The sequence below is a fragment of the Flavobacteriales bacterium genome, from assembly GCA_016779995.1.
In the GTDB taxonomy this organism is placed as follows: domain Bacteria; phylum Bacteroidota; class Bacteroidia; order Flavobacteriales; family UBA7312; genus UBA8444.
The window spans coordinates 146528-166966 of sequence record JADHMO010000002.1 but is presented as its reverse complement, the minus strand read 5'-3'; the positions used below and the strand labels follow the sequence as shown (position 1 = coordinate 166966).

Annotated in this window: 17 protein-coding genes; 16 read left to right on the top strand and 1 reads right to left on the bottom strand. The window is 36.8% G+C overall.

The window, feature by feature from the left end; genetic code table 11:
* Positions 1-10 precede the first annotated feature (10 nt).
* The 16 genes from dprA to ISP71_02565 all read left to right on the top strand — a co-directional run bounded on the left by dprA (position 11) and on the right by ISP71_02565 (position 19043).
* Complete coding sequence (gene dprA, locus ISP71_02640; GenBank protein ID MBL6662979.1) at positions 11-1096, top strand: DNA-protecting protein DprA; 1086 nt, start codon at positions 11-13, stop codon at positions 1094-1096.
* 35 nt (positions 1097-1131) lie between these two features.
* Entirely contained in the window at positions 1132-2457 is a 1326-nt protein-coding gene (locus ISP71_02635) for a T9SS type A sorting domain-containing protein (GenBank protein ID MBL6662978.1), read from the top strand.
* A gap of 127 nt (positions 2458-2584) precedes the next feature.
* Positions 2585-3934 (top strand): NADP-specific glutamate dehydrogenase, encoded by a 1350-nt coding sequence (gene gdhA / locus ISP71_02630; GenBank protein ID MBL6662977.1) that lies wholly within the window; start codon positions 2585-2587, stop codon positions 3932-3934.
* A gap of 69 nt (positions 3935-4003) precedes the next feature.
* Positions 4004-5194 carry a glycine C-acetyltransferase gene (gene kbl, locus ISP71_02625; GenBank protein MBL6662976.1) on the top strand — a complete coding sequence of 397 codons (1191 nt, stop codon included), beginning with the start codon at positions 4004-4006 and terminating at the stop codon, positions 5192-5194.
* 103 nt (positions 5195-5297) lie between these two features.
* The gene (rplM, locus tag ISP71_02620; GenBank protein ID MBL6662975.1) at positions 5298-5747 is read left to right on the top strand and encodes a 50S ribosomal protein L13; all 450 of its coding nucleotides are present in this window, start codon (positions 5298-5300) and stop codon (positions 5745-5747) included.
* 2 nt (positions 5748-5749) lie between these two features.
* Entirely contained in the window at positions 5750-6136 is a 387-nt protein-coding gene (rpsI, locus tag ISP71_02615; protein MBL6662974.1) for a 30S ribosomal protein S9, read from the top strand.
* Between the two features lie 92 nt (positions 6137-6228).
* Positions 6229-7005 carry a 30S ribosomal protein S2 gene (rpsB, locus tag ISP71_02610; protein ID MBL6662973.1) on the top strand — a complete coding sequence of 259 codons (777 nt, stop codon included), beginning with the start codon at positions 6229-6231 and terminating at the stop codon, positions 7003-7005.
* A gap of 30 nt (positions 7006-7035) precedes the next feature.
* Positions 7036-7857 (top strand): elongation factor Ts, encoded by an 822-nt coding sequence (locus ISP71_02605; GenBank protein MBL6662972.1) that lies wholly within the window; start codon positions 7036-7038, stop codon positions 7855-7857.
* A 63-nt stretch (positions 7858-7920) separates the two neighbouring features.
* Complete coding sequence (locus tag ISP71_02600; protein ID MBL6662971.1) at positions 7921-8628, top strand: UMP kinase; 708 nt, start codon at positions 7921-7923, stop codon at positions 8626-8628.
* A 7-nt stretch (positions 8629-8635) separates the two neighbouring features.
* A complete protein-coding gene (frr, locus tag ISP71_02595; GenBank protein ID MBL6662970.1) occupies positions 8636-9193 on the top strand; it encodes a ribosome recycling factor in 558 nt (185 codons plus the stop codon).
* A 99-nt stretch (positions 9194-9292) separates the two neighbouring features.
* Positions 9293-11671: an MMPL family transporter gene (locus ISP71_02590; GenBank protein MBL6662969.1), complete on the top strand. Its 2379-nt coding sequence runs from the start codon at positions 9293-9295 to the stop codon at positions 11669-11671.
* Positions 11668-12528 (top strand): glucose-1-phosphate thymidylyltransferase RfbA, encoded by an 861-nt coding sequence (gene rfbA, locus ISP71_02585; protein ID MBL6662968.1) that lies wholly within the window; start codon positions 11668-11670, stop codon positions 12526-12528. The genes ISP71_02590 and rfbA overlap by 4 nt, the downstream gene beginning before the upstream one ends.
* Positions 12525-13490 carry a polyprenyl synthetase family protein gene (locus ISP71_02580; protein MBL6662967.1) on the top strand — a complete coding sequence of 322 codons (966 nt, stop codon included), beginning with the start codon at positions 12525-12527 and terminating at the stop codon, positions 13488-13490. The genes rfbA and ISP71_02580 overlap by 4 nt, the downstream gene beginning before the upstream one ends.
* Positions 13491-13576: 86 nt before the next feature.
* Positions 13577-16285 carry a 2-oxoglutarate dehydrogenase E1 component gene (locus ISP71_02575; protein MBL6662966.1) on the top strand — a complete coding sequence of 903 codons (2709 nt, stop codon included), beginning with the start codon at positions 13577-13579 and terminating at the stop codon, positions 16283-16285.
* 6 nt (positions 16286-16291) lie between these two features.
* On the top strand, positions 16292-17473 hold the full coding sequence (gene odhB / locus ISP71_02570) for a 2-oxoglutarate dehydrogenase complex dihydrolipoyllysine-residue succinyltransferase (GenBank protein ID MBL6662965.1): 1182 nt from the start codon (positions 16292-16294) through the stop codon (positions 17471-17473).
* Between the two features lie 82 nt (positions 17474-17555).
* A complete protein-coding gene (locus tag ISP71_02565; GenBank protein MBL6662964.1) occupies positions 17556-19043 on the top strand; it encodes a carboxypeptidase-like regulatory domain-containing protein in 1488 nt (495 codons plus the stop codon).
* Between the two features lie 3 nt (positions 19044-19046).
* Here ISP71_02565 and ISP71_02560 read toward each other — a convergent pair whose 3' ends face one another.
* The gene (locus tag ISP71_02560; GenBank protein ID MBL6662963.1) at positions 19047-20438 is read right to left on the bottom strand and encodes a T9SS type A sorting domain-containing protein; all 1392 of its coding nucleotides are present in this window, start codon (positions 20436-20438) and stop codon (positions 19047-19049) included.
* Between the last annotated feature and the right edge of the window lies 1 nt (position 20439).

The window sequence follows — 20439 nt, the reverse complement described above, 5'->3', positions numbered from 1 at the left end:
ATTTAATGCCATGTCACAAGAGCTTATATTTCAATTAGCCCTTTCACTTATTAAAGGTGTAGGTCCTATTACTGCCAAAAAATTAATAGCCTATTGCGGTGGTCCTGAAGCCGTCTTTAAAGAGAAAATCGCCAACCTCAAAAAAATACCAACTATTGGTAATGTATTAGCCAAAGAGATACAAAATCCAAACGTATTGAGTAGAGCCGAACAAGAGATGAAATATATTCAAGGGCATGGAATTTCCATTTTGTCTTATTGGGATTCAGACTACCCTACACAACTTAAGCAATGTATTGACGCACCCATATTATTGTTTTCTAAGGGTAAAATAGACTGGAGCAATAGACGCATAATTAGTGTTGTGGGAACTCGTAAGGCAAGTGCATACGGGCTTTCAGTATGTAAAGATTTAATTAAAGAACTGAGTGTATTTTCTCCTATAATAGTTAGTGGATTAGCTTACGGTATTGATAGTTGTGCACATAAAGAGGCGTTAAAAAATAATTTACAAACCATAGGGGTTTTAGCTCACGGTTTAGAACGCATCTACCCCCAGTCAAACGAAAATTTAGCCAAACAAATGACACGAAATGGAGGCTTGTTGACAGAGTTTTTAAATTCTTCAAAACTACTTAGGGAAAACTTTGTGAGAAGAAATAGAATAGTAGCAGGGCTTGCCGATGCCACAATTGTGATAGAAAGTAAAATAAAAGGAGGAGCAATGATAACTGCTAAAATGGCTAATTCATATAGTAGAGATGTATTTGCGGTACCAGCTAGAGTTAACGATAAATATTCTTTGGGTTGTTTAGAATTGATAAAAAACAATGAAGCTATGATTTATACGAGTATTGAGGACATCGTCAATAATTTGTCGTGGCAACAGCTTCAAACTAACACTCAAACTAGCCTATTTGACTTTACCCCAAATGAAAAGTCTATTTATGATTTAATAGCTGAAAATAAAGAGTTACACATTGATAATATCAGTCAAAAATCGGAGCTATCAGCAAGTGAGCTGGCAGAAATATTAATGAAATTAGAGCTAGAGGGCGTTATAAACGCTCGACCCGGAAGCATATATTGTATTTAATTTTTACCTTTGCTATTCATTAAAGCGCTTACACTATGAAAAAACTATTTTTTATCCTATTTACATTTGCCCCATTTTTACTGTTTTCTCAACATACTGCCGTTTGTGGATACAATTTAATGGTTGAGCATTACCAGAGTGTCAACCCAAACTATAAAAAGTCTATTGACAGAGCATTTGAAGAGGCAAAAGCATGGTCTGAAAATAATGCCTACTCATCTAACCCTGATTCTATACTACGTCTGCCTGTTGTTGTACATGTTTTATACGAAAACGATGCTGAAAATATTTCCGATGATGTGATTAAATCTCAAATAGAAGTATTGAATGAAGATTTTAGAAGATTGAATGCTGATACAACTAACACAAGAGCACAATTTGATACGCTTGCAGGACGTGCTAATTTTGAATTTTTCCTTGCAACAAAAGACCCTCAAGGAAACCCTACAAATGGTATAACTCGAACGCCAACAACTGTCTCGTCTTTTGTTGACGAGTCAGCTTTGTATGATCCATACTCTAATATTTTGCACTCTATGAAAAGTGAAAGTACAGGGGGTATTTCTGGATGGCCCAATAACAAATACATCAATATATGGGTTTGTGATATAAGAATCAACGGACAAGTACAATTATTAGGTTATGCCACACCACCCAATAACTTACCTAATTGGGAAGGAGATCCGCCAACACCTGCTAATGAAGATGGAGTAGTCATTCACTACGAATTGTTTGGTAGAGATGCCGTAGTTAATATGGGTATGCCAGTAGCCTTTTTAGGTAGAGTGACAACCCACGAAATGGGACACTATTTAGGTTTGAGACACGTTTGGGGTGATGGCCCATGTAGTGATGATGACGGTATTGATGACACACCTTTTTCTGATTCAGATGGTCAAAATGTGTGTAATCATAATAAAAATACTTGTGTAGATTCTCCTTTTGATTTTCATGATATGGTAGAAAACTACATGGATTATTCTGACCCCGCTTGTCAGAATATTTTTACAAAAGGACAAATGGGACTCATACATGGCGTACTAGCCAACCAAAGAGCTGAGCTGCCAGAAACGTCAGCAAATGCAGATACTACAGTTGGTTTACATAGCAATGAAAAATATAAATTTAGTGTTTATCCACAACCCACAAAGGATTTATTGCATATTGAATTAAAGGATGAAAATAGTCCATCGAATCTTCAATTATTTGATATTTCGGGTAAATTAATTTGGCAAAAAGATCTAAACTCTAATACCGATATCAAAATAAATCTTTCCATTAAGAATTATGCTCGTGGGATTTATTTCTTAAAATTTCAAAGCATTCAATCCCATCGTATCGAGAAAGTTATCCTAAACTAAGTTTAGTGTATAATTTACACGATGTATAGGATTAAAAAGTGTTTTTTTGTGTACCTTAAAATTTTCAAAAAAAAATCATTTGAATATTGAAAAAGTATACATTTGTTGGCGTATAAAAAACTAATTTATGTCTGTGAAGTACCAAGATAAAATTGATGCATTTATGGCGGGAGTATTAGCTAAAGATGCTCACGAACCAGTATTTATTCAAGCAGTTCAAGAAGTTGCTGAAGCAATTATCCCCTTTATGGAAGATAATCCTAAGTACAAATCCTCAAATTTGTTGGAACGTATAGTAGAGCCCGAGCGAACAATAATATTTAGAGTTCCTTGGTTAGATGACAAGGGTAATACTCATGTCAATAGAGGTTTTAGAGTTGAATTTAATTCAGCAATAGGTCCTTACAAAGGTGGTTTGAGATTTCATCCATCAGTAAATTTGGGGATTCTTAAATTTTTAGGCTTTGAGCAAGTCTTTAAAAATTCTTTAACAACACTCCCTATGGGTGGCGGTAAAGGAGGTTCAGATTTTGACCCTAAAGGTAAATCCGATAATGAGGTGATGCGTTTTTGTCAGTCTTTTATGACTGAACTTAGCCGTCACATTGGACCTAACACAGATGTTCCTGCAGGAGATATTGGTGTTGGCGGAAGAGAAATAGGTTATTTGTTTGGACAGTACAAGCGTTTACGAAACGAATTTACGGGCGTACTTACTGGCAAAGGGATTAACTGGGGCGGCTCATTAATTCGACCAGAAGCTACAGGTTATGGTACTGTTTATTTTGCACAAAATATGATGGCAACTAAAAATCAAGACTTTAAAAATAAAGTAGTTGCTATTTCAGGATCTGGAAATGTTGCTCAGTATGCTTGTGAAAAAGCTACTCAATTGGGAGCTAAGGTTGTAACCCTTTCCGATTCATCAGGATATGTCTACGATAAAGATGGTATTGATGCTGAGAAATTAGCTTTTATCATGGAATTGAAAAATGTCAAGAGAGGTCGTATTAAAGAATATGCAGACCGTTTCAATTGTGAATTTGTTGAAGGGCAAAGACCATGGACGGTTAAATGCGATATTGCATTGCCTTGTGCAACACAAAATGAGTTGGATGGTAATGAAGCCAAAACCTTAATCGACAACGGTTGTATTTGTGTCTCAGAAGGAGCTAATATGCCTTCTACGCCAGAGGCTATTGAGGCATTCCAAGCCGCTAAAATATTATTTGCCCCAGGCAAAGCATCTAATGCCGGTGGAGTAGCGACTTCAGGACTGGAAATGTCACAGAATTCTATAAGGATGAATTGGACAAGAGAAGAAGTTGACGAAAAGTTAAAACGAATAATGAAAGATATTCATACATCTTGTGTAGCCTATGGTTCTGACGGTGATTTTGTTGACTATGTAAAAGGAGCCAATATTGCTGGTTTTGTCAAAGTAGCAGACGCTATGCTTGACCAAGGGCTTGTTTAAATTGGAAAATAATTCTTAGTAAAGAGGGAGGAGACTCCCTTTTTCTATTCTTAAAATATTATAAATAGTATGTACGGTAAATTAAAAAATCAACTGCTTGAGGAGCTGAAATCAATAAAAGAATCAGGGCTTTATAAAAATGAAAGAACTATAGTTACTCCGCAAGGAGCTGACATACGAGTAAGTAGTGGTGACGAGGTTATTAATTTTTGTGCAAATAATTATTTAGGATTATCTTCTCACCCTAGAGTAATACAGGCAGCTAAAGATAGTTTGGATACTCATGGTTTTGGCTTGTCTTCAGTGAGGTTTATCTGTGGTACTCAAGATATTCACAAGACTTTAGAACATAAGTTAGCTGAATTTTTAGGTACCGAAGACACTATTCTTTATGCTGCAGCTTTTGATGCAAACGGAGGCGTATTTGAGCCGCTTTTCAGCAAGGAAGATGCCATAATTTCTGACTCATTGAATCATGCTTCTATTATAGATGGTGTTCGTTTGTGTAAGGCTGTTCGTTACCGTTACAACAATAACGATATGGCCGATTTAGAACAAAAATTGATTGAATCTCAAGCCCAACGTCATAGAATTATTGTCACTGATGGCGTATTTTCAATGGACGGTTATATTGCTCAGCTAGATAAAATTTGTGATTTAGCCGATAAATACGATGCTTTAGTAATGGTTGACGAATGCCATTCAACAGGCTTTGTTGGTAAAACAGGAAGAGGAACTCACGAATACCATAATGTTATGGGTAGGGTTGATATCATTACGGGAACATTAGGAAAGGCTTTGGGCGGAGCTATGGGGGGCTTTACTTCTGGCAGAAAAGAAATTATAGATATGTTAAGACAACGTTCTAGACCATATTTATTTTCTAATTCTTTAGCACCTTCCATTGTTGGTTCAGCTATCGAAGTACTCGATATACTATCGAATTCTACAGAACTTAGAGATAAGTTGGAAAGTAATACCACTTATTTCAGAAGTAAAATGACTGAAGCAGGTTTTGATATAAAAGAGGGCGTCCACCCCATTGTGCCAGTTATGTTATACGATGCCAAAACCTCTCAAATAATGGCAGATAAATTGCTAGAAGAAGGTATTTATGTTATCGGATTCTTTTTCCCTGTAGTACCAAAAGAACAGGCCAGAATTAGAGTTCAAGTTTCGGCAGCTCATACCAAAGAGCACCTAGATAAGGCCATAGCTGCTTTTACCAAGGTTGGAAAGGAAATGAAAATTATCAACTAATTATGGTTAATAAAATTTTGTTGAATTAAAATAAAGTTCTACTTTTGCCGACCCTTTGGAATATGGTATTTCTAAAGCGTGTTAATAATAAAAATAATTTATAGTGGATACACTAAGTTATAAAACGGTATCAGCAAATAAAGAAACGGCTGACAAGCAGTGGGTTTTAGTAAATGCTGAAGATTTGGTTTTAGGTCGTTTAGCATCTCAGGTAGCATTTATGCTAAGAGGTAAGCACAAAACCAATTTCACTCCACACGCCGATTGTGGTGATTATGTAGTGGTTATAAACGCAGATAAGATTCGTCTAACAGGACAAAAGTGGACAGACAGAGAGCACTTTAAACACACGGGTTATCCAGGTGGTCAAAAGAGAATTTCTCCAAAAGAATTGTTCGACAGAGACCAAACGTCATTAGTCCGTCAAGCTGTTAAAGGTATGTTGCCAAAGAATAAGTTAGGCAATACACTTTATTCTAACCTGCACGTTTATGCTGGCGCTGACCACAAGCACGAAGCACAACAACCCAAAGAAGTAAAAATTAAACTATAACGATGGATACAATACACACCATTGGAAGAAGAAAATCAGCAGTTGCTCGTATCTACATGAGCAAAGGCAAAGGAAATATCACAGTAAATAACCGTGAATCAGACAAGTATTTCACTACAGCTACTCTACTTTATAAATTAAACCAACCTTTCAGCCTAGTTGATATGGAAGGAAAATTTGATGTAAAAGTTAATGTCAGTGGTGGTGGTATTACTGGTCAAGTAGAAGCAGTACGATTGGCAATTTCTCGTGCCTTATGTCAGCTTGATCCTGAAAACCGTTCAGCTCTAAAAGTTGAAGGTTTAATGACGCGTGACCCAAGAATGGTTGAGCGTAAAAAACCAGGACAAAAGAAAGCGCGTAAGAAATTCCAGTTTAGTAAGCGTTAATATCTTAGGATATTGTTTAGTATCTAAATTACTTAGACTATAAACTATACTACTAAGTGATTGTTAATTAATGAATGTAAACAATTTTAAAAATGTCTAGAACAAATTTTAAAGAATTATTAGAATCAGGTGTACACTTCGGTCACCTAACAAGAAAGTGGAATCCCAAAATGGCTCCTTATATCTTTATGGAGAAAAATGGTATCCACGTTATCGATCTCAACAAAACTATTACTAAGTTAGACCATGCCTGTGCAGCACTTAAGCATCTAGCAAAGTCAGGTAGAAAGGTAATGTTTGTTGCTACAAAAAAACAAGCTAAAGAATCGGTATCTGCTCATGCAGAAAAAGTAAATATGCCATACATTACTGAAAGATGGTCAGGTGGTTTGCTAACCAATTTTGCTACTATCCGTAAGGCGATTAAGAAAATGAATTCCATTGACAAAATGAAAGCCGATGGAACTATCGATACTTTATCTAAAAGAGAGCGTTTACAAGTGTCAAGAACACGTGATAAACTAGATAAAAACCTTGGTAGTATTGCTTCAATGAATAGAATTCCTGCAGCTTTATTCGTAGTAGATATTCATAGAGAGCACATTGCAATTGCTGAGGCTAAAAAATTAGGTATTCCAACTTTTGCTATTGTTGATACTAACTCTGACCCTAACTTAGTGGACTTCTGTATTCCTGGAAATGATGATGCTAGTCGTTCTATTGAAAAAATAGTTTCTGTAGTAACAGACGCTATCCAAGAAGGTCTTTCAGAAAGAAATTCTGAAAAAGAAGCAGGTGCTTCTGCTAAAGCTGAAGCCAAAGCTACTCCTGAAGAAGAGAAAGTTGAAGAAGCAACTGAGAAAAAATAAAATCGATAATTAAAAAAAATACTTTACGAAATGGCAAAAATTACTGCTTCTGAGGTAAATGCACTAAGAAAGCAAACTGGTGCAGGAATGATGGATTGTAAAAAAGCTTTAGTCGAAGCTGAAGGCGATATGGCTAAAGCGGTTGATATCCTAAGAAAAAAAGGTCAAAAAGTAGCTGCTAAAAGAGCTGACAGAGAAGCAACTGAAGGGGTTGTTATCTCAGCTACAAACGGTCAGTTTGGAGCTCTTATAGCACTTAACTGTGAAACAGACTTCGTAGCAAAAAATGAAAGCTTTATTGCTTTAGCACAATCTTTCTTAGATGTTGCTATGTCAAATAAACCTGCTGATTTAGCTGCATTAAAAGCTTGTTCTTTAGGTGACATGACTGTCGAAGAAAAAATCATTGAGCAAACGGGTGTTATTGGCGAAAAATTAGATTTATCATCTTACGAAACTATTGAATCTTCGCAGGTAGCTGCATATATTCATGGAGGAAATCGTTTAGCAACTTTGGTAGGTCTTACCTCTGTTGTTGATGAGCAAGTAGGTAAAGATGTAGCTATGCAAGTAGCGGCTATGAATCCTATAGCTTTGGATAAAGATTCTGTTACTCAAGCTACAATTGACAATGAAATTGATGTGGCTAAAGACTTAGCACGTCAAGAAGGTAAGCCTGAAGAAATGCTAGAGAAAATAGCAATAGGTCGTTTGAATAAATTCTTCAAAGAAAATACTTTGTTGAACCAAGAGTTCATCAAAGAATCTAAGACTTCAGTATCTCAATATCTCAATAAAATAGAGAAAGATTTAACGGTCACAGACTTCAAGAGAGTCGGGCTTGGAGTTTAATTTTAATATATCAATTAAGAGAGTGTTTTTCACTCTCTTTTTTTTGCCTTAAATTAGCGCACTATGAAGTATAAGAGAATTCTATTAAAGTTAAGTGGTGAAGCCCTAATGGGTGATAAACAATTTGGTATTGATACAGAAAAGCTATCAGCCTATGCCAACGAAATAAAAACTGCTGTAGATTTTGGTGTTGAAGTTGCTGTTGTTATAGGAGGAGGAAATATCTTTAGGGGTGTTCAAGTAGAAGGTCAAGGACTGGATAGAGTTCAAGGCGATTATATGGGTATGTTGGCAACCATAATTAATGGAATGGCGTTACAATCGGCTTTAGAAAAAGCCGATATAGAAACTCGCTTGTTAACAGCCATTAAAATGGAGCAAGTAGCAGAGCCTTTCATTCGTCGCCGTGCTATGCGTCACCTACAAAAAGGTAGAGTGGTTATTTTCGGTGGCGGAACAGGAAACCCTTACTTCACGACAGATACAGCGGCCACCCTAAGAGCTATAGAAATTGAAGCTGATGTTATTTTAAAAGGAACTCGAGTTGATGGTATTTATACGTCAGATCCAGAAAAGGATAAATCAGCAACTAAGTACGATACCATTACATTTAAGGAAGTTTACGAAAAAGAACTCAATATAATGGACATGACGGCTTTTACTTTGTGTAATGAAAACAAATTGCCAATTGTTGTATTTGACATTAACAAAAAACAAAATTTATACAAAATGCTTCAGGGAGAATCTGTTGGCACATTAGTTAATTTTTAGATTTATAATTATGGAAGAGATAGAATTTATATTAGATAGTGCAAAAGAACAAATGAATGGTGCTATCAAACATTTAGAGGTAGCCTTTTCAAAAATCCGAGCAGGTAAAGCTAATCCTCAAATGCTAGATAATGTCAGCATAGATTATTATGGTGCTATTACTCCATTATCACAAGCCTCCAATATCAATACGCCAGACGCTAGAACTATTTCTGTTCAGCCATGGGATAAAAGTATGCTAGAGGTTATGGAAAAAGCGATTATAGATGCCAATTTAGGGTTTAATCCGATGAATAATGGTGAAATGATAATGATTAATGTACCGCCATTAACCGAAGAGCGTAGAATTCAGCTGGTAAAACAGGCTAAGTCAGAATCTGAAAATGCTAAAGTTAGTATTCGTAATGCTCGTAAAGATGCTAACGATGAACTAAAAAAATTAGACGGTATTTCTGAGGATATTCTCAAGGATTCTGAAAATGAAGTGCAAAATTTAACCAATAGTTTTACTTCAAAAATTGACGTATTTTTCTCTAAGAAAGAAGAAGAAATTTTGACGGTATAACTTACTAAATCAAAAAAGAAATTTAAAGTGCGATTTTTTATCGCGCTTTTTTTTTGCTCAGAATTTTATGACTAATTTAGCGCACCTTTTAAAAAAACTATGTGGTTAACTATTGCCAGAGTAATTCTTAGATATAGAGCTGTATTCATATGGCTTATATTAGTTTCCACATACTTTATGGTACAAAAGTCATCTGATGTAAGTCTTTCTTACTCAATGGCTCGTTTACTTCCAAAAAATTCTGATCCTCAACTCGATTACAACCTCTTTGTAGAAAAGTTTGGCATCAAGGATAATGTTATGATTATTGGTGTTAATTCCGATAATTTTTTCGAAATTGATAACTTTCAGCATTGGCAGAGTTTTGCCGATAATATTAAATCCATTCCTGGTGTTGATGAGGTGTACTCTATTACTGATGCTGTTGACTTGAAAAAGAGTAAACAAGAAAAAAGCTTAATTGTCGAATCCTTATTTGAAAATGTTAGCACACAAAAATCCTTAGATAAAACAATTTCTAAATTACAGCAATTACCATTTTATGATGACAGACTAATTAATGATAGTGCTATGCTGATGTTAGTCTCATTAAGTAATGATTATGTGACCAGCGGTAAGCGAGTTAAGATGATAAATGCCATTACCGATTTTGGTGACATTTATACTAGTGCAACACAAAAAGAAGTGAAGTATTCGGGCTTACCTTACATACGAACCGTTCATTCAGAATTGATTAGAAAAGAGGTGGGCTTATTTATTTTCTTAGCCCTTTTGGTGACTGCTATCATCTTATTCTTTTTCTTTAGGTCTGTCAAGGTAATGATGATTTCAATGGTAGTGGTAGGAATTGGTGTTGTTTGGTCATTCGGTACACTAGGAATTTTGGGTTATGAGATAACCATACTTACTGCTTTAATACCTCCACTTTTAATAGTCATCGGTGTACCCAATTGTATTTTCCTTATCAATAAATATCATAATGAGTTTAGAGAGCACGGCAATAAGTCAAGGTCTTTAGTTCAGATGATTAGACGTGTAGGAAATATTACCATTCTCACAAATACTACTACAGCATTAGGTTTTGCTACATTTATTCTAACCTCAAGTAAGGATTTACGTCAATTTGGTTTAGTAGCCTCCATAAATATATTCGCAGTATTTATTCTGTCATTATTGCTTATACCCATAGTATTTAGCTATTTAAATCCACCTAAAAAACGACACGTTAGTCACTTGGATAGGAGATGGCTTAATAAACTTATGCAGAAAATCACCTATTTCGTAACAGAAAAGAGAACAATCGTCTATGCCACAACAATTACGATTATTTCCATCTCTTTGTTTGGTCTTCTTCAAATGCGTATTGCTGGAAATATTACAGACGATATGCCCAAAGAATCGGTGCTATATAAAGACATTAAATTTTTTGAAAAGCATTACAAATCTGTCATGCCTTTCGAAATTATTATTGATACCCATAGAAAGAACGGTATTACTAAACTATCTACTCTCAACCGCATCAATAAATTGACCGATACTTTGATGACCTATGATGAGTTTTCAAGACCACTTTCTATTATTGACCCCATAAAATATTCTAAACAAGCCATATATAATGGTGAAGAGCAGTTTTATACCCTACCCAACTCCCAAGAGAAAAGATGGCTATTGGATTATACCCTTAATAGTGAATCGCCAAACCAATGGATAGATGCCTTAGTAGATGAAAATCAACAAATAGGTAGAGTGAGTTTATATGTTACGGATATTGGCACTTCACGAATGAAAGAGCTCAAAGATGAGTTACGTTTGAAAATAGACCAAATATTCAATCCCGAAAAGTATAAAGTAATATTAACGGGTACTAGTGTTGTCTTTTTAGAAGGAACAACTTACTTAGTAAAAAATCTTTTCATTAGTCTATTTTTAGCCGTCTTATTGATATCCATTTTTATGGCTTGGATGTTCAACTCCTTTAGAATGGTAGTAGTTTCTTTAATTCCTAATTTAATACCACTTCTTATAACGGCCTCTATAATGGGTTATTTTGGTATTTCTATCAAACCATCCACTATATTAGTATTTAGTATTGCTTTTGGTATTTCTGTTGATGATACCATACATTTTTTAGCAAAGTACCGACAAGAGTTGAAGTACAGAAACAACAACATTAAAGACTCTGTGGTGGCTGCTATAAAAGAAACAGGGGTTAGTATGTTTTACACTTCAATTGTTTTATTCTTTGGATTTTTTATCTTTATTGCCTCACAGTTTGGCGGGACATTAGCTTTAGGCTTATTGGTATCTATTACTTTATTGATAGCCTTATTGTCTAATTTGATTGTTTTGCCCGCTATGTTATTGAGTTTAGAAAAATCTCTTATTGAAGAAGCTATAAGCGACCCACTGCTTGACGTTTTTGACGAGGAGGAGGATATAGAACTAAAAGAATTAACGTTAAAGAACGATAAGGAATGAAAGGTATAATTTTAGCTGGAGGATCTGGTACTAGATTACATCCCTTGACATTAGCCGTCAGTAAGCAGGCATTACCTGTTTATGACAAGCCTATGATATATTATCCATTAACGACTTTAATGTATTCAGGAATTAATGAAATACTAATTATTTCTACCCCTCACGATTTGCCACTTTTTCAACGCTTGTTGGGTGATGGAAGTTCCTTAGGCTGCCGTTTAGAATATCAAGTTCAAGAAGTTCCTAATGGCTTGGCGCAAGCCTTTGTTTTAGGTGAAGAATTTATCGGCAACGATAAAGTGTGTTTGGTGTTGGGAGATAATATTTTCTATATGAAAAGTCAAATTCTTAAATCTAGCACTGATGTCGATGGAGGCTTAGTTTTTGGTTATCACGTTAACGACCCTGAACGTTATGGTGTTGTGGAATATGATAAGAATTACAATGTAATAAGTATTGAGGAGAAACCTCAAAACCCCAAGTCTGACTTTGCCGTTCCGGGCTTATATTACTACGATAACGATGTTATCGAAATTGCCAAAAACATTAGTCCCTCAGCACGAGGAGAATACGAAATTACAGATGTCAATTTAGAGTATCTCAGACGAGGTAAGCTAAAAGTTCAAACTTTAGGACGAGGTACAGCTTGGCTGGATACCGGCACCTTCAAGTCTTTGATGCAAGCCAGTCAATTTGTAGAAGTAATCGAAAGCAGACAAGGACGTAAAATAGGCTGTATAGAAGAAGCTGCTTATAAAATGGGCTTCATTGATGACAATCAATTGAGGGAGTTAGCACAGCCATTATTGAAAAGTGGTTACGGAAATTATTTACTATCCTTGTTAAAAAAGCAATGAAATCTATAGACGAATTAAGAACATTAGTAGAGCAAGAGCTGTATGGCTTAAAATACCCTAGCTCTCCAGCCGATTTGTATTCGCCTATAGAATATATTTTGTCCTTAGGAGGTAAGCGTATGCGTCCAATTCTTTTGTTGTTGGCGCATCAATTATTCGATGAGGATATCCAAAAAGCCATTAAGCCCTCTTTAGCGATAGAAGTTTTCCACAATTTCACCCTGTTGCACGATGATATCATGGACAAAGCACCTGTCAGGAGGGGCAAAGCAACGGTTCATTCTAAATGGAATGAAAATGTAGCCATATTATCAGGTGATGCTATGCTTATACAGTCTTATCAATACTTATGCGAATTACCGTCCGAACAATTAACTAAGTGTTTAGCTGTATTTAACGAAATGGCTCTGCAAGTATGTGAAGGTCAGCAATACGATATGGATTTTGAAATTCAAGCAGAGGTAGATATGGAATCCTATCTCAAAATGATTGAATATAAAACGGCAGTTCTCTTAGGGGCGGCACTTAAAATGGGTGCTATTATTGCTGATTCTAGCGATCCAGATGCAGATGCTTTGTACGAATTTGGTAGAAATATTGGTATAGCCTTTCAATTAAAAGACGATTTGCTAGATGTCTTTGGTGATGAACAAACTTTCGGTAAGCAAGTAGGTGGAGATATTATTGCCAACAAAAAAACCTGTCTTTATCTAAAAGCACTTTCCTTATCTGAAGGCGAGCAAAAGATGGAGTTGGTGAATTTGTACAGTTCAGAATCGCTTAATGACACCGAAAAAGTGGAGCGTGTCAAGACTATATATGCTTCGATGGACATACAAGAACATATCGACATTTTAATTGACGATTACTATTCTAAAGCGATGAAGTCTTTAAACTCTATCAATGCCAACCTAAGCGAATTAGAGCTATTTGCTTCTCTTCTAAAGAAAAGAGAAAACTAAAGCTGTACTTGCACTCCTAAAAATAGGGCGAATTATAGGTTAAAAAATCAATAAAATTCAATAGTTTTGCTTTAACTGAAAAATTGATGGCAAACAAATTTTCTTTTCTAGGGGCAGTTCATACCAACATGATAGAAATCATGTACGAGCAGTACATTGAAAACCCCGAGTCGGTAAATGAAGAATGGCGTAATTTCTTCACAGGTTTCGATTTCGCTAAAGAAGTTTATTCTGAAGAAGACGAAGTACCAGAAACCTTTAAGAAAGAATTTCAAGTCATAAACCTTATTGACGCTTATCGTAAAAGCGGTCATTTGTTTACACATACCAATCCTGTTCGTGAGAGAAGAAAATATTCCCCCACATTAGATATTGAAAATTTTGGACTTGAAGAATCCGATATGGAAACGGTTTTTCAAGCGGGTAGTCAAGTGGGTATAGGACCATCTAGTTTAAAAGATATCATCACACATCTCAAGCAGGTGTATTGTCAATCTATTGGCGTGGAGTACATGTATATCCGTAAGCCCGACCAAGTAGAATGGATAAAAAATAGATTGCATAAAAATAGCAATACCCCAACGTTCAGTCCTCAAGAAAAGAAGCAAATTCTACGCAAACTCAATCAAGCGGTAGCTTTTGAAAATTTCATGCACACTAAGTTTGTCGGTCAAAAACGTTTCTCTTTGGAAGGTGCTGAAGCTCTTATTCCAGCATTAGACGCACTGATAGAAAAAGGAGCAGACATAGGAGTTGAGGAATTCGTTATGGGTATGGCACATAGGGGGCGACTTAATGTTTTAGCCAATATTTTCAACAAAACTTATAGAGACATTTTCTCCGAGTTTGAAGGTAAAGAGTACGAAGACCACCTTTTTGCTGGTGATGTAAAATACCATTTGGGTTACACATCCGAACAAGCCTGTAATAACGGCAAGAAAGTAAAAATGTCCCTATCACCTAATCCATCGCATTTGGAAGCTGTTGACCCTGTAGTACAAGGTATAGCAAGAGCAAAGATTGACCAAAATCATAAGGGAGATAACTCCAAGATAGTCCCTATACTTATTCACGGTGATGCGGCATTAGCAGGGCAAGGCGTAGTCTATGAAGTCATACAAATGGCACAATTAGATGGCTATAAAACAGGAGGTACTATACACATTGTAATAAACAATCAGGTGGGCTTTACAACCAATTATTTAGATGCCCGTTCTAGTACCTATTGCACCGATGTAGGCAAAGTGACCTTATCGCCCGTTTTTCATGTCAATGGTGACGATGTAGAAGCCGTAGTTCATGCTATGGAAATGGCGGTAGAGTACAGACAAAAGTTTCATAAAGATGTATTTATAGATTTACTGTGTTATAGAAAGTATGGTCACAACGAAGGTGACGAGCCTCGTTTTACGCAACCTATGCTCTATAAAGCCATTAGTAAGCACCCTAATCCTAGAGAAATTTATAACCAAAAATTGATTAGTGAAGGGATTGTTGGTGCTAACATTGCCAAGGAGATGGAGCAAGAATTTAAGCAGTTGTTACAAGACCGCTTTGATGAATCCAAAGAAATAGAAAAGGCTCATATCACTCGTTTTATGCAAAGTGAATGGGAAGGCTTTAGAAAATCTAAAGATGCCGACTTTGTATCCTCGCCAGACACTTCAGTGCCTATTGATATACTCAAAGAGGTGGCTAAAAAAATATATACGGTAGCTCAACACGACTCTCTGTTTAAAAAGACCCAACGCTTGTTGGCGGATCAGAAGAAGATGGTGGAAGAAAAAAACCAACTGGATTGGGGAATGGCTGAATTGTTGGCTTATGGTACGCTATTGCATGAAGGCAATCCTATACGTTTGAGTGGGCAAGATGTAGAAAGGGGAACCTTTTCTCACCGTCATGCCGTATTGAAGTTAGAACAATCCGAGCAAGAAATAGTACCCTTGAATAGCATTAACCCTGAGGCTCAGTTTGAGGCTTATAATTCTCTGTTATCAGAATATGGAGTCTTGGGTTTCGATTACGGTTACGCTATGGCACTACCGAATAGTCTAACCATTTGGGAAGCTCAATTTGGAGATTTTAGCAATGGTGCTCAGATTATGATAGACCAGTTTATCTCTAGTGCCGAAGACAAATGGAAAACCTATAATGGTTTGGTTATGCTCTTGCCTCACGGCTATGAGGGACAAGGTGCTGAACACTCCAGTGCTAGAATGGAACGCTATTTGCAGATGTGTGCCAAGCACAATATGCAGATGGTCAATTGCACCACACCGGCTAACTTTTTCCACGTTATGAGAAGACAACTCAGACGAGAGTTTAGAAAGCCTTTGGTTGTATTTACTCCTAAAAGTTTATTGCGTCACCCCTTGTGCGTATCTACATTAGAAGATTTGTCAACGGGGCGATTCCAAGAGTTAATAGACGATGTACAAGTTAAGCCATCGGCAGTAGAAAAAGTAGTCTTTTGCAGCGGTAAAATCTATTACGAATTACTGCAAGAGAGAGAGAAAACAGCTCGTATGGACGTGGCCTTAGTTCGTTTAGAACAACTCTATCCATTACCACAAGAACAGATTAATACTGTATTAGAAAAGTATAAAGGTAAGCCTTTGATATGGGTACAAGAAGAACCTAAAAATATGGGAGCTTGGACACATATCCTAAATCGATTACAACACTTACCTTTTGAGTTAATTGCCTCTAGACCAAGTGCAGCTACTGCCTCTGGCTCGTCTAAGCAAGCGGCTCACAGACAACGATTAATTATAGAAGAAGTTTTTAAATAGAAGGTTATGCTATTAGAAATGAAAGTACCTAGTCCGGGAGAGTCTATCTCCGAAGTTGAAATCGCTCAATGGTTGGTGGAAGACGGTGACTATGTTGAAAAAGATCAAGAAATTGCTGAAGTAGATTCGGACAAAGCCACCTTAGCTTTACCAGCCGAGGAAAGCGGCATCATTAAGTTGGTAGCCGAAGAAGGCGATACCGTGGAGGTAGGTCAAGTGGTGTGTATCATTGATACCGATGGTGTTGGAGAAGCCAAAACTACAGCACCAGCACCAGAGTCAGCACCAGCAGTTAGTACGCCAAGCCCTACGAAGTCAGTAGATGCTAAGGCAACACCTTTAGCCAAAGCCATTATTTCGCAAAACGATTTATCTCCCAAAGACGTCAAAGGAAGTGGCGAAGGAGGAAAGATTTTGAAAGAGGATGTGATGGAAGCTATGGCATCTGTTAAGACCGATGGACCAAGAGGCACAGAGCGTAAGAAAATGTCTATGCTCAGAAGAAAGGTGGCTCAGCGTTTGGTATCTGTCAAGAACGAAACAGCTATGCTAACCACTTTCAACGAAGTGGATATGTCTGCAATTTTTGCTATACGAAAAGAATACAAAGAAGCCTTTAAAGACAAGTACGATGTCAGTTTAGGTTTCATGTCCTTTTTTACCAAAGCCATAACTACGGCACTGATGGAATTTCCAGACGTCAATGCTCAGATAGACGACAAGGAAGTGATTTACCACAACTATGCTGATATCAGTATAGCAGTAAGTGCTCCTAAAGGGCTGATGGTACCAGTTATTCGCAATGCCGAATTGATGAATTTTAAAGAAGTAGAATCGGAAGTCAAGCGATTGGCATTACGTGCTAGAGATGGAAAAATTACCCCTGACGAAATGTTGGGCGGCACCTTTACCATTACTAACGGTGGGGTATTTGGTTCTATGTTGTCCACACCAATTATCAACCCGCCACAATCGGCGATATTGGGGATGCACAACATTGTAGAACGCCCTGTGGCAGTCAACGGAAAAGTAGAGATAAGACCCATAATGTACGTAGCCTTATCTTATGACCACCGTATCATTGACGGTAGAGAATCGGTAGGCTTCTTAGTCAGAGTTAAAGAATGCTTAGAAGACCCAAGCACCCATTTACTGAACGGTGACGTAAAAAAGAGTTTAGGACTCTAATGATAAAGCCAACGGAAGTTGGCTTTTTTTTGGTTTAAAATTTTTGTAGAAAATGAACGTTTATGACACAAATTCAAGCCCTATGAAAACGTATAAACTTCTTGTTTTGTTATTGTGTTTTAGCCTACAACTCTTTGCTCAAGACAAGACCAATAGCCTTTTGAAAGGTATGATTTATGACTCCAATAGCCAACAACCTTTGATGTATGCTACTGTTTTTGTGTTAAACAGCAATACTGGGGTTATTAGCAACGAACAAGGGCAATATACTATTGATATTTCTGCTTTTGGACTACAAGATAGCGTTCGTTTTCAGTATATGGGCTATCAGATTAAAGATGTTGCCATTAGCGACTTATTGCATTCTGCTGATGTTCATTTAGAAGAAAACATCATTAACATTAGCGAGACTTTGATTTTTGGTCGTGAGCAAGACCCCGAATTTATTGTCCAACAAGTTTTGCTGTATGCCGATAGCAACTATCACAAGGATTATTCGGCATCTGAGGTATTTGTCAGAAAACGAGATGAGTCGGATTTATTGTTATTTAAGCTAGACTATAAGAAAAGCACCATTTCCGAAATAGACCAAGACGCCATAGCTACGGCACAACAAAAAATGCCTCGTCACTCCACTTCTTATACCGACTTTTTAGGCGAAATGCTAAGCTCACCAGATAAAACAGATAGCCTTCGCATTAAGATAAAGCCCAAAAAGGTAGTTAGTTTAAAAGACAAAGACATTACAGAGATAGATCAACTAACCCAAGTTTTTGAAGATGCGTTTAAGAAAACCGATAGCTTAGAGTATTGGAAAATAAAAACAGGAATTATTGGTGGTAAGGTAGGCTTTGATTTTCAAGACACGACTTTGAATTTGCAAGAAGACGAAATGGCAGTAGAGGACTTTGCTAATAATTTGTATTATGATTTGAGCGATTATCAATTCGATAATGAGGATATGTGGGACTTTTTGCACAAACCTTCTCGTTATAGCTTCACTTTGGTGGGAGGCACACGACTTCAAGGACAGGACATTTACATCATAGATTTTGCGCCCAATAACAAAGGTCTTTATGAGGGTAGGTTATACATCAGTTTATCGTCTTATGCCTTGCTCAGAGCCGACTTTCACTATGCTGAGGACAAACACGGCAGGAACTTCAAGCTGATGGGAATTAGTTTTAAAGAAGAAGAATATAAAATATCTGTCAATTTTGAGAAAACAGATGAGCGTTATCATCTCAAATACTTTTCATTCAAAAAGGTTTCTAGCTTTGGTATTGATAGAAAACTTGCCCTATTGAAAAAGAGGAAGAAAGCACTTTTTGACAAAACCATACTTGAGCTAAAAGGGGCTATAGATATGCAAGTAAGGACTCAGCAGTCTTTTGAATGTTTGCTTTTGTCTCATGAGGATATTAGCCCCACGGATTACCACCATTTTGAGCAGAGCAAAAAAATGAAGGTTATATATGTGGAACAGTTTGACGATAGCCTATGGCAAGGCTATGACATTTTAGAGCCTACCCAACAGATGCGGGAATACAAAAAACCCGTTTACGATTAGTAATCACTGTTTCATCCAGCGGTAAGTTTTGTCTTTAGTTCTTAACAGGTACATGCCTTTTTGCCAATGCCTGACCTCTATGCTTTTATCCTTGCCTTGCCATAGCAATTGCCCTTGCAAGTTGTAGATGCTTTTTTCTGTATTGTTGTGGGTATGCAACACACTATTTGTAGGGTTGGGGTAGGGTGCTTTGTCTTGAAAAGGCATGTTTTCAGATAGACCCACACTACCATCCACACCAATTTTGAAGACAAATGAGCCATGGTGAAAATCATTTGGAATGCCATAGTTTCCAGTGACTATTACTGAGCCATCTTTAAGGCGAGTGGCATCTCGAATACGTGAAGAGGTATCCCCTTTAAAGTGCTGATAGGTCCAGAGGGTGTCCATATTGGTATCTAAGGCGATGACTAAGCCACGATCAGGTTCGGTAAAGTATTTTTGATTGCATGTAACGATGTGTACGTTGTTGTTGGGAAAAAATTCGGAAAAATCATTTAATTGATAAGATATGGGATGTTGAGGACCCTGTATGCTTTTAGTCCACAGGGTATCCATCTGCTCACCCAAAGCCGCTAGTATTAAATCAGATCCTATACCTTCTTCTCCTATGCACCAATAGCCTCCCCCCTCACGGGCTTTTATGTCGTATATTTCATCAAAACCATGAGTAATGTAGCTATTAATTAGGGCTCCACTTTCTTCATTGATGTCGTGGAATATAACTTCATTATTGCTATGTCTGCCATAAACGAAAAAGCGCTGTTGGTAAGGGTCGGCGTATAAATTATGCTCATTCAAATTACGGTTTTCCCAAAGCAACTCTCCATCCAAACTGTATTTTTTAATTATTTCTCCATCATTACTCAAAATATTAAGATAAATGGCATTGGAATCGCTTGAAAAAATCATTTCAAAAGTGGAATTGGTTGTATAAGTAGTTAAGGTATCATGCACCTCTTTCTGCCATTGCATTGAGCCCTCATTGAAGTGTTTGCTTAGTATAGGGTAACCCCTTTGGGTATTAATATTTTCACCCTGTATATAACTAACAAAAATTCTATTTGTAAGGCCAAACCATTTGTTAGAGGATTTATGGTGTAGCACCTTTCTAAAAGTAAACCACTTTTCTTCTTCGTAATTATTTTCATTTTGAAAATAAGACTGTTGCCATTCGATATTGCCTTGAGCATTGAAATGTGTGGCGTGGGCATAGCCCCACTCCACTGGGTTGTCTAAGAATTTTATTGTTCCTCCAATTAGAAAGCCTTCATTAGGGCCTTCAGTAATTGAAAGGGCATATTCATCTTCTTGAAAAAGGTGTTCAAAAGTCACTTCTTGTGAAAAGAGAGTATGTGTTACTGCTATACATATAAATAAAATAGATTTTTTCATA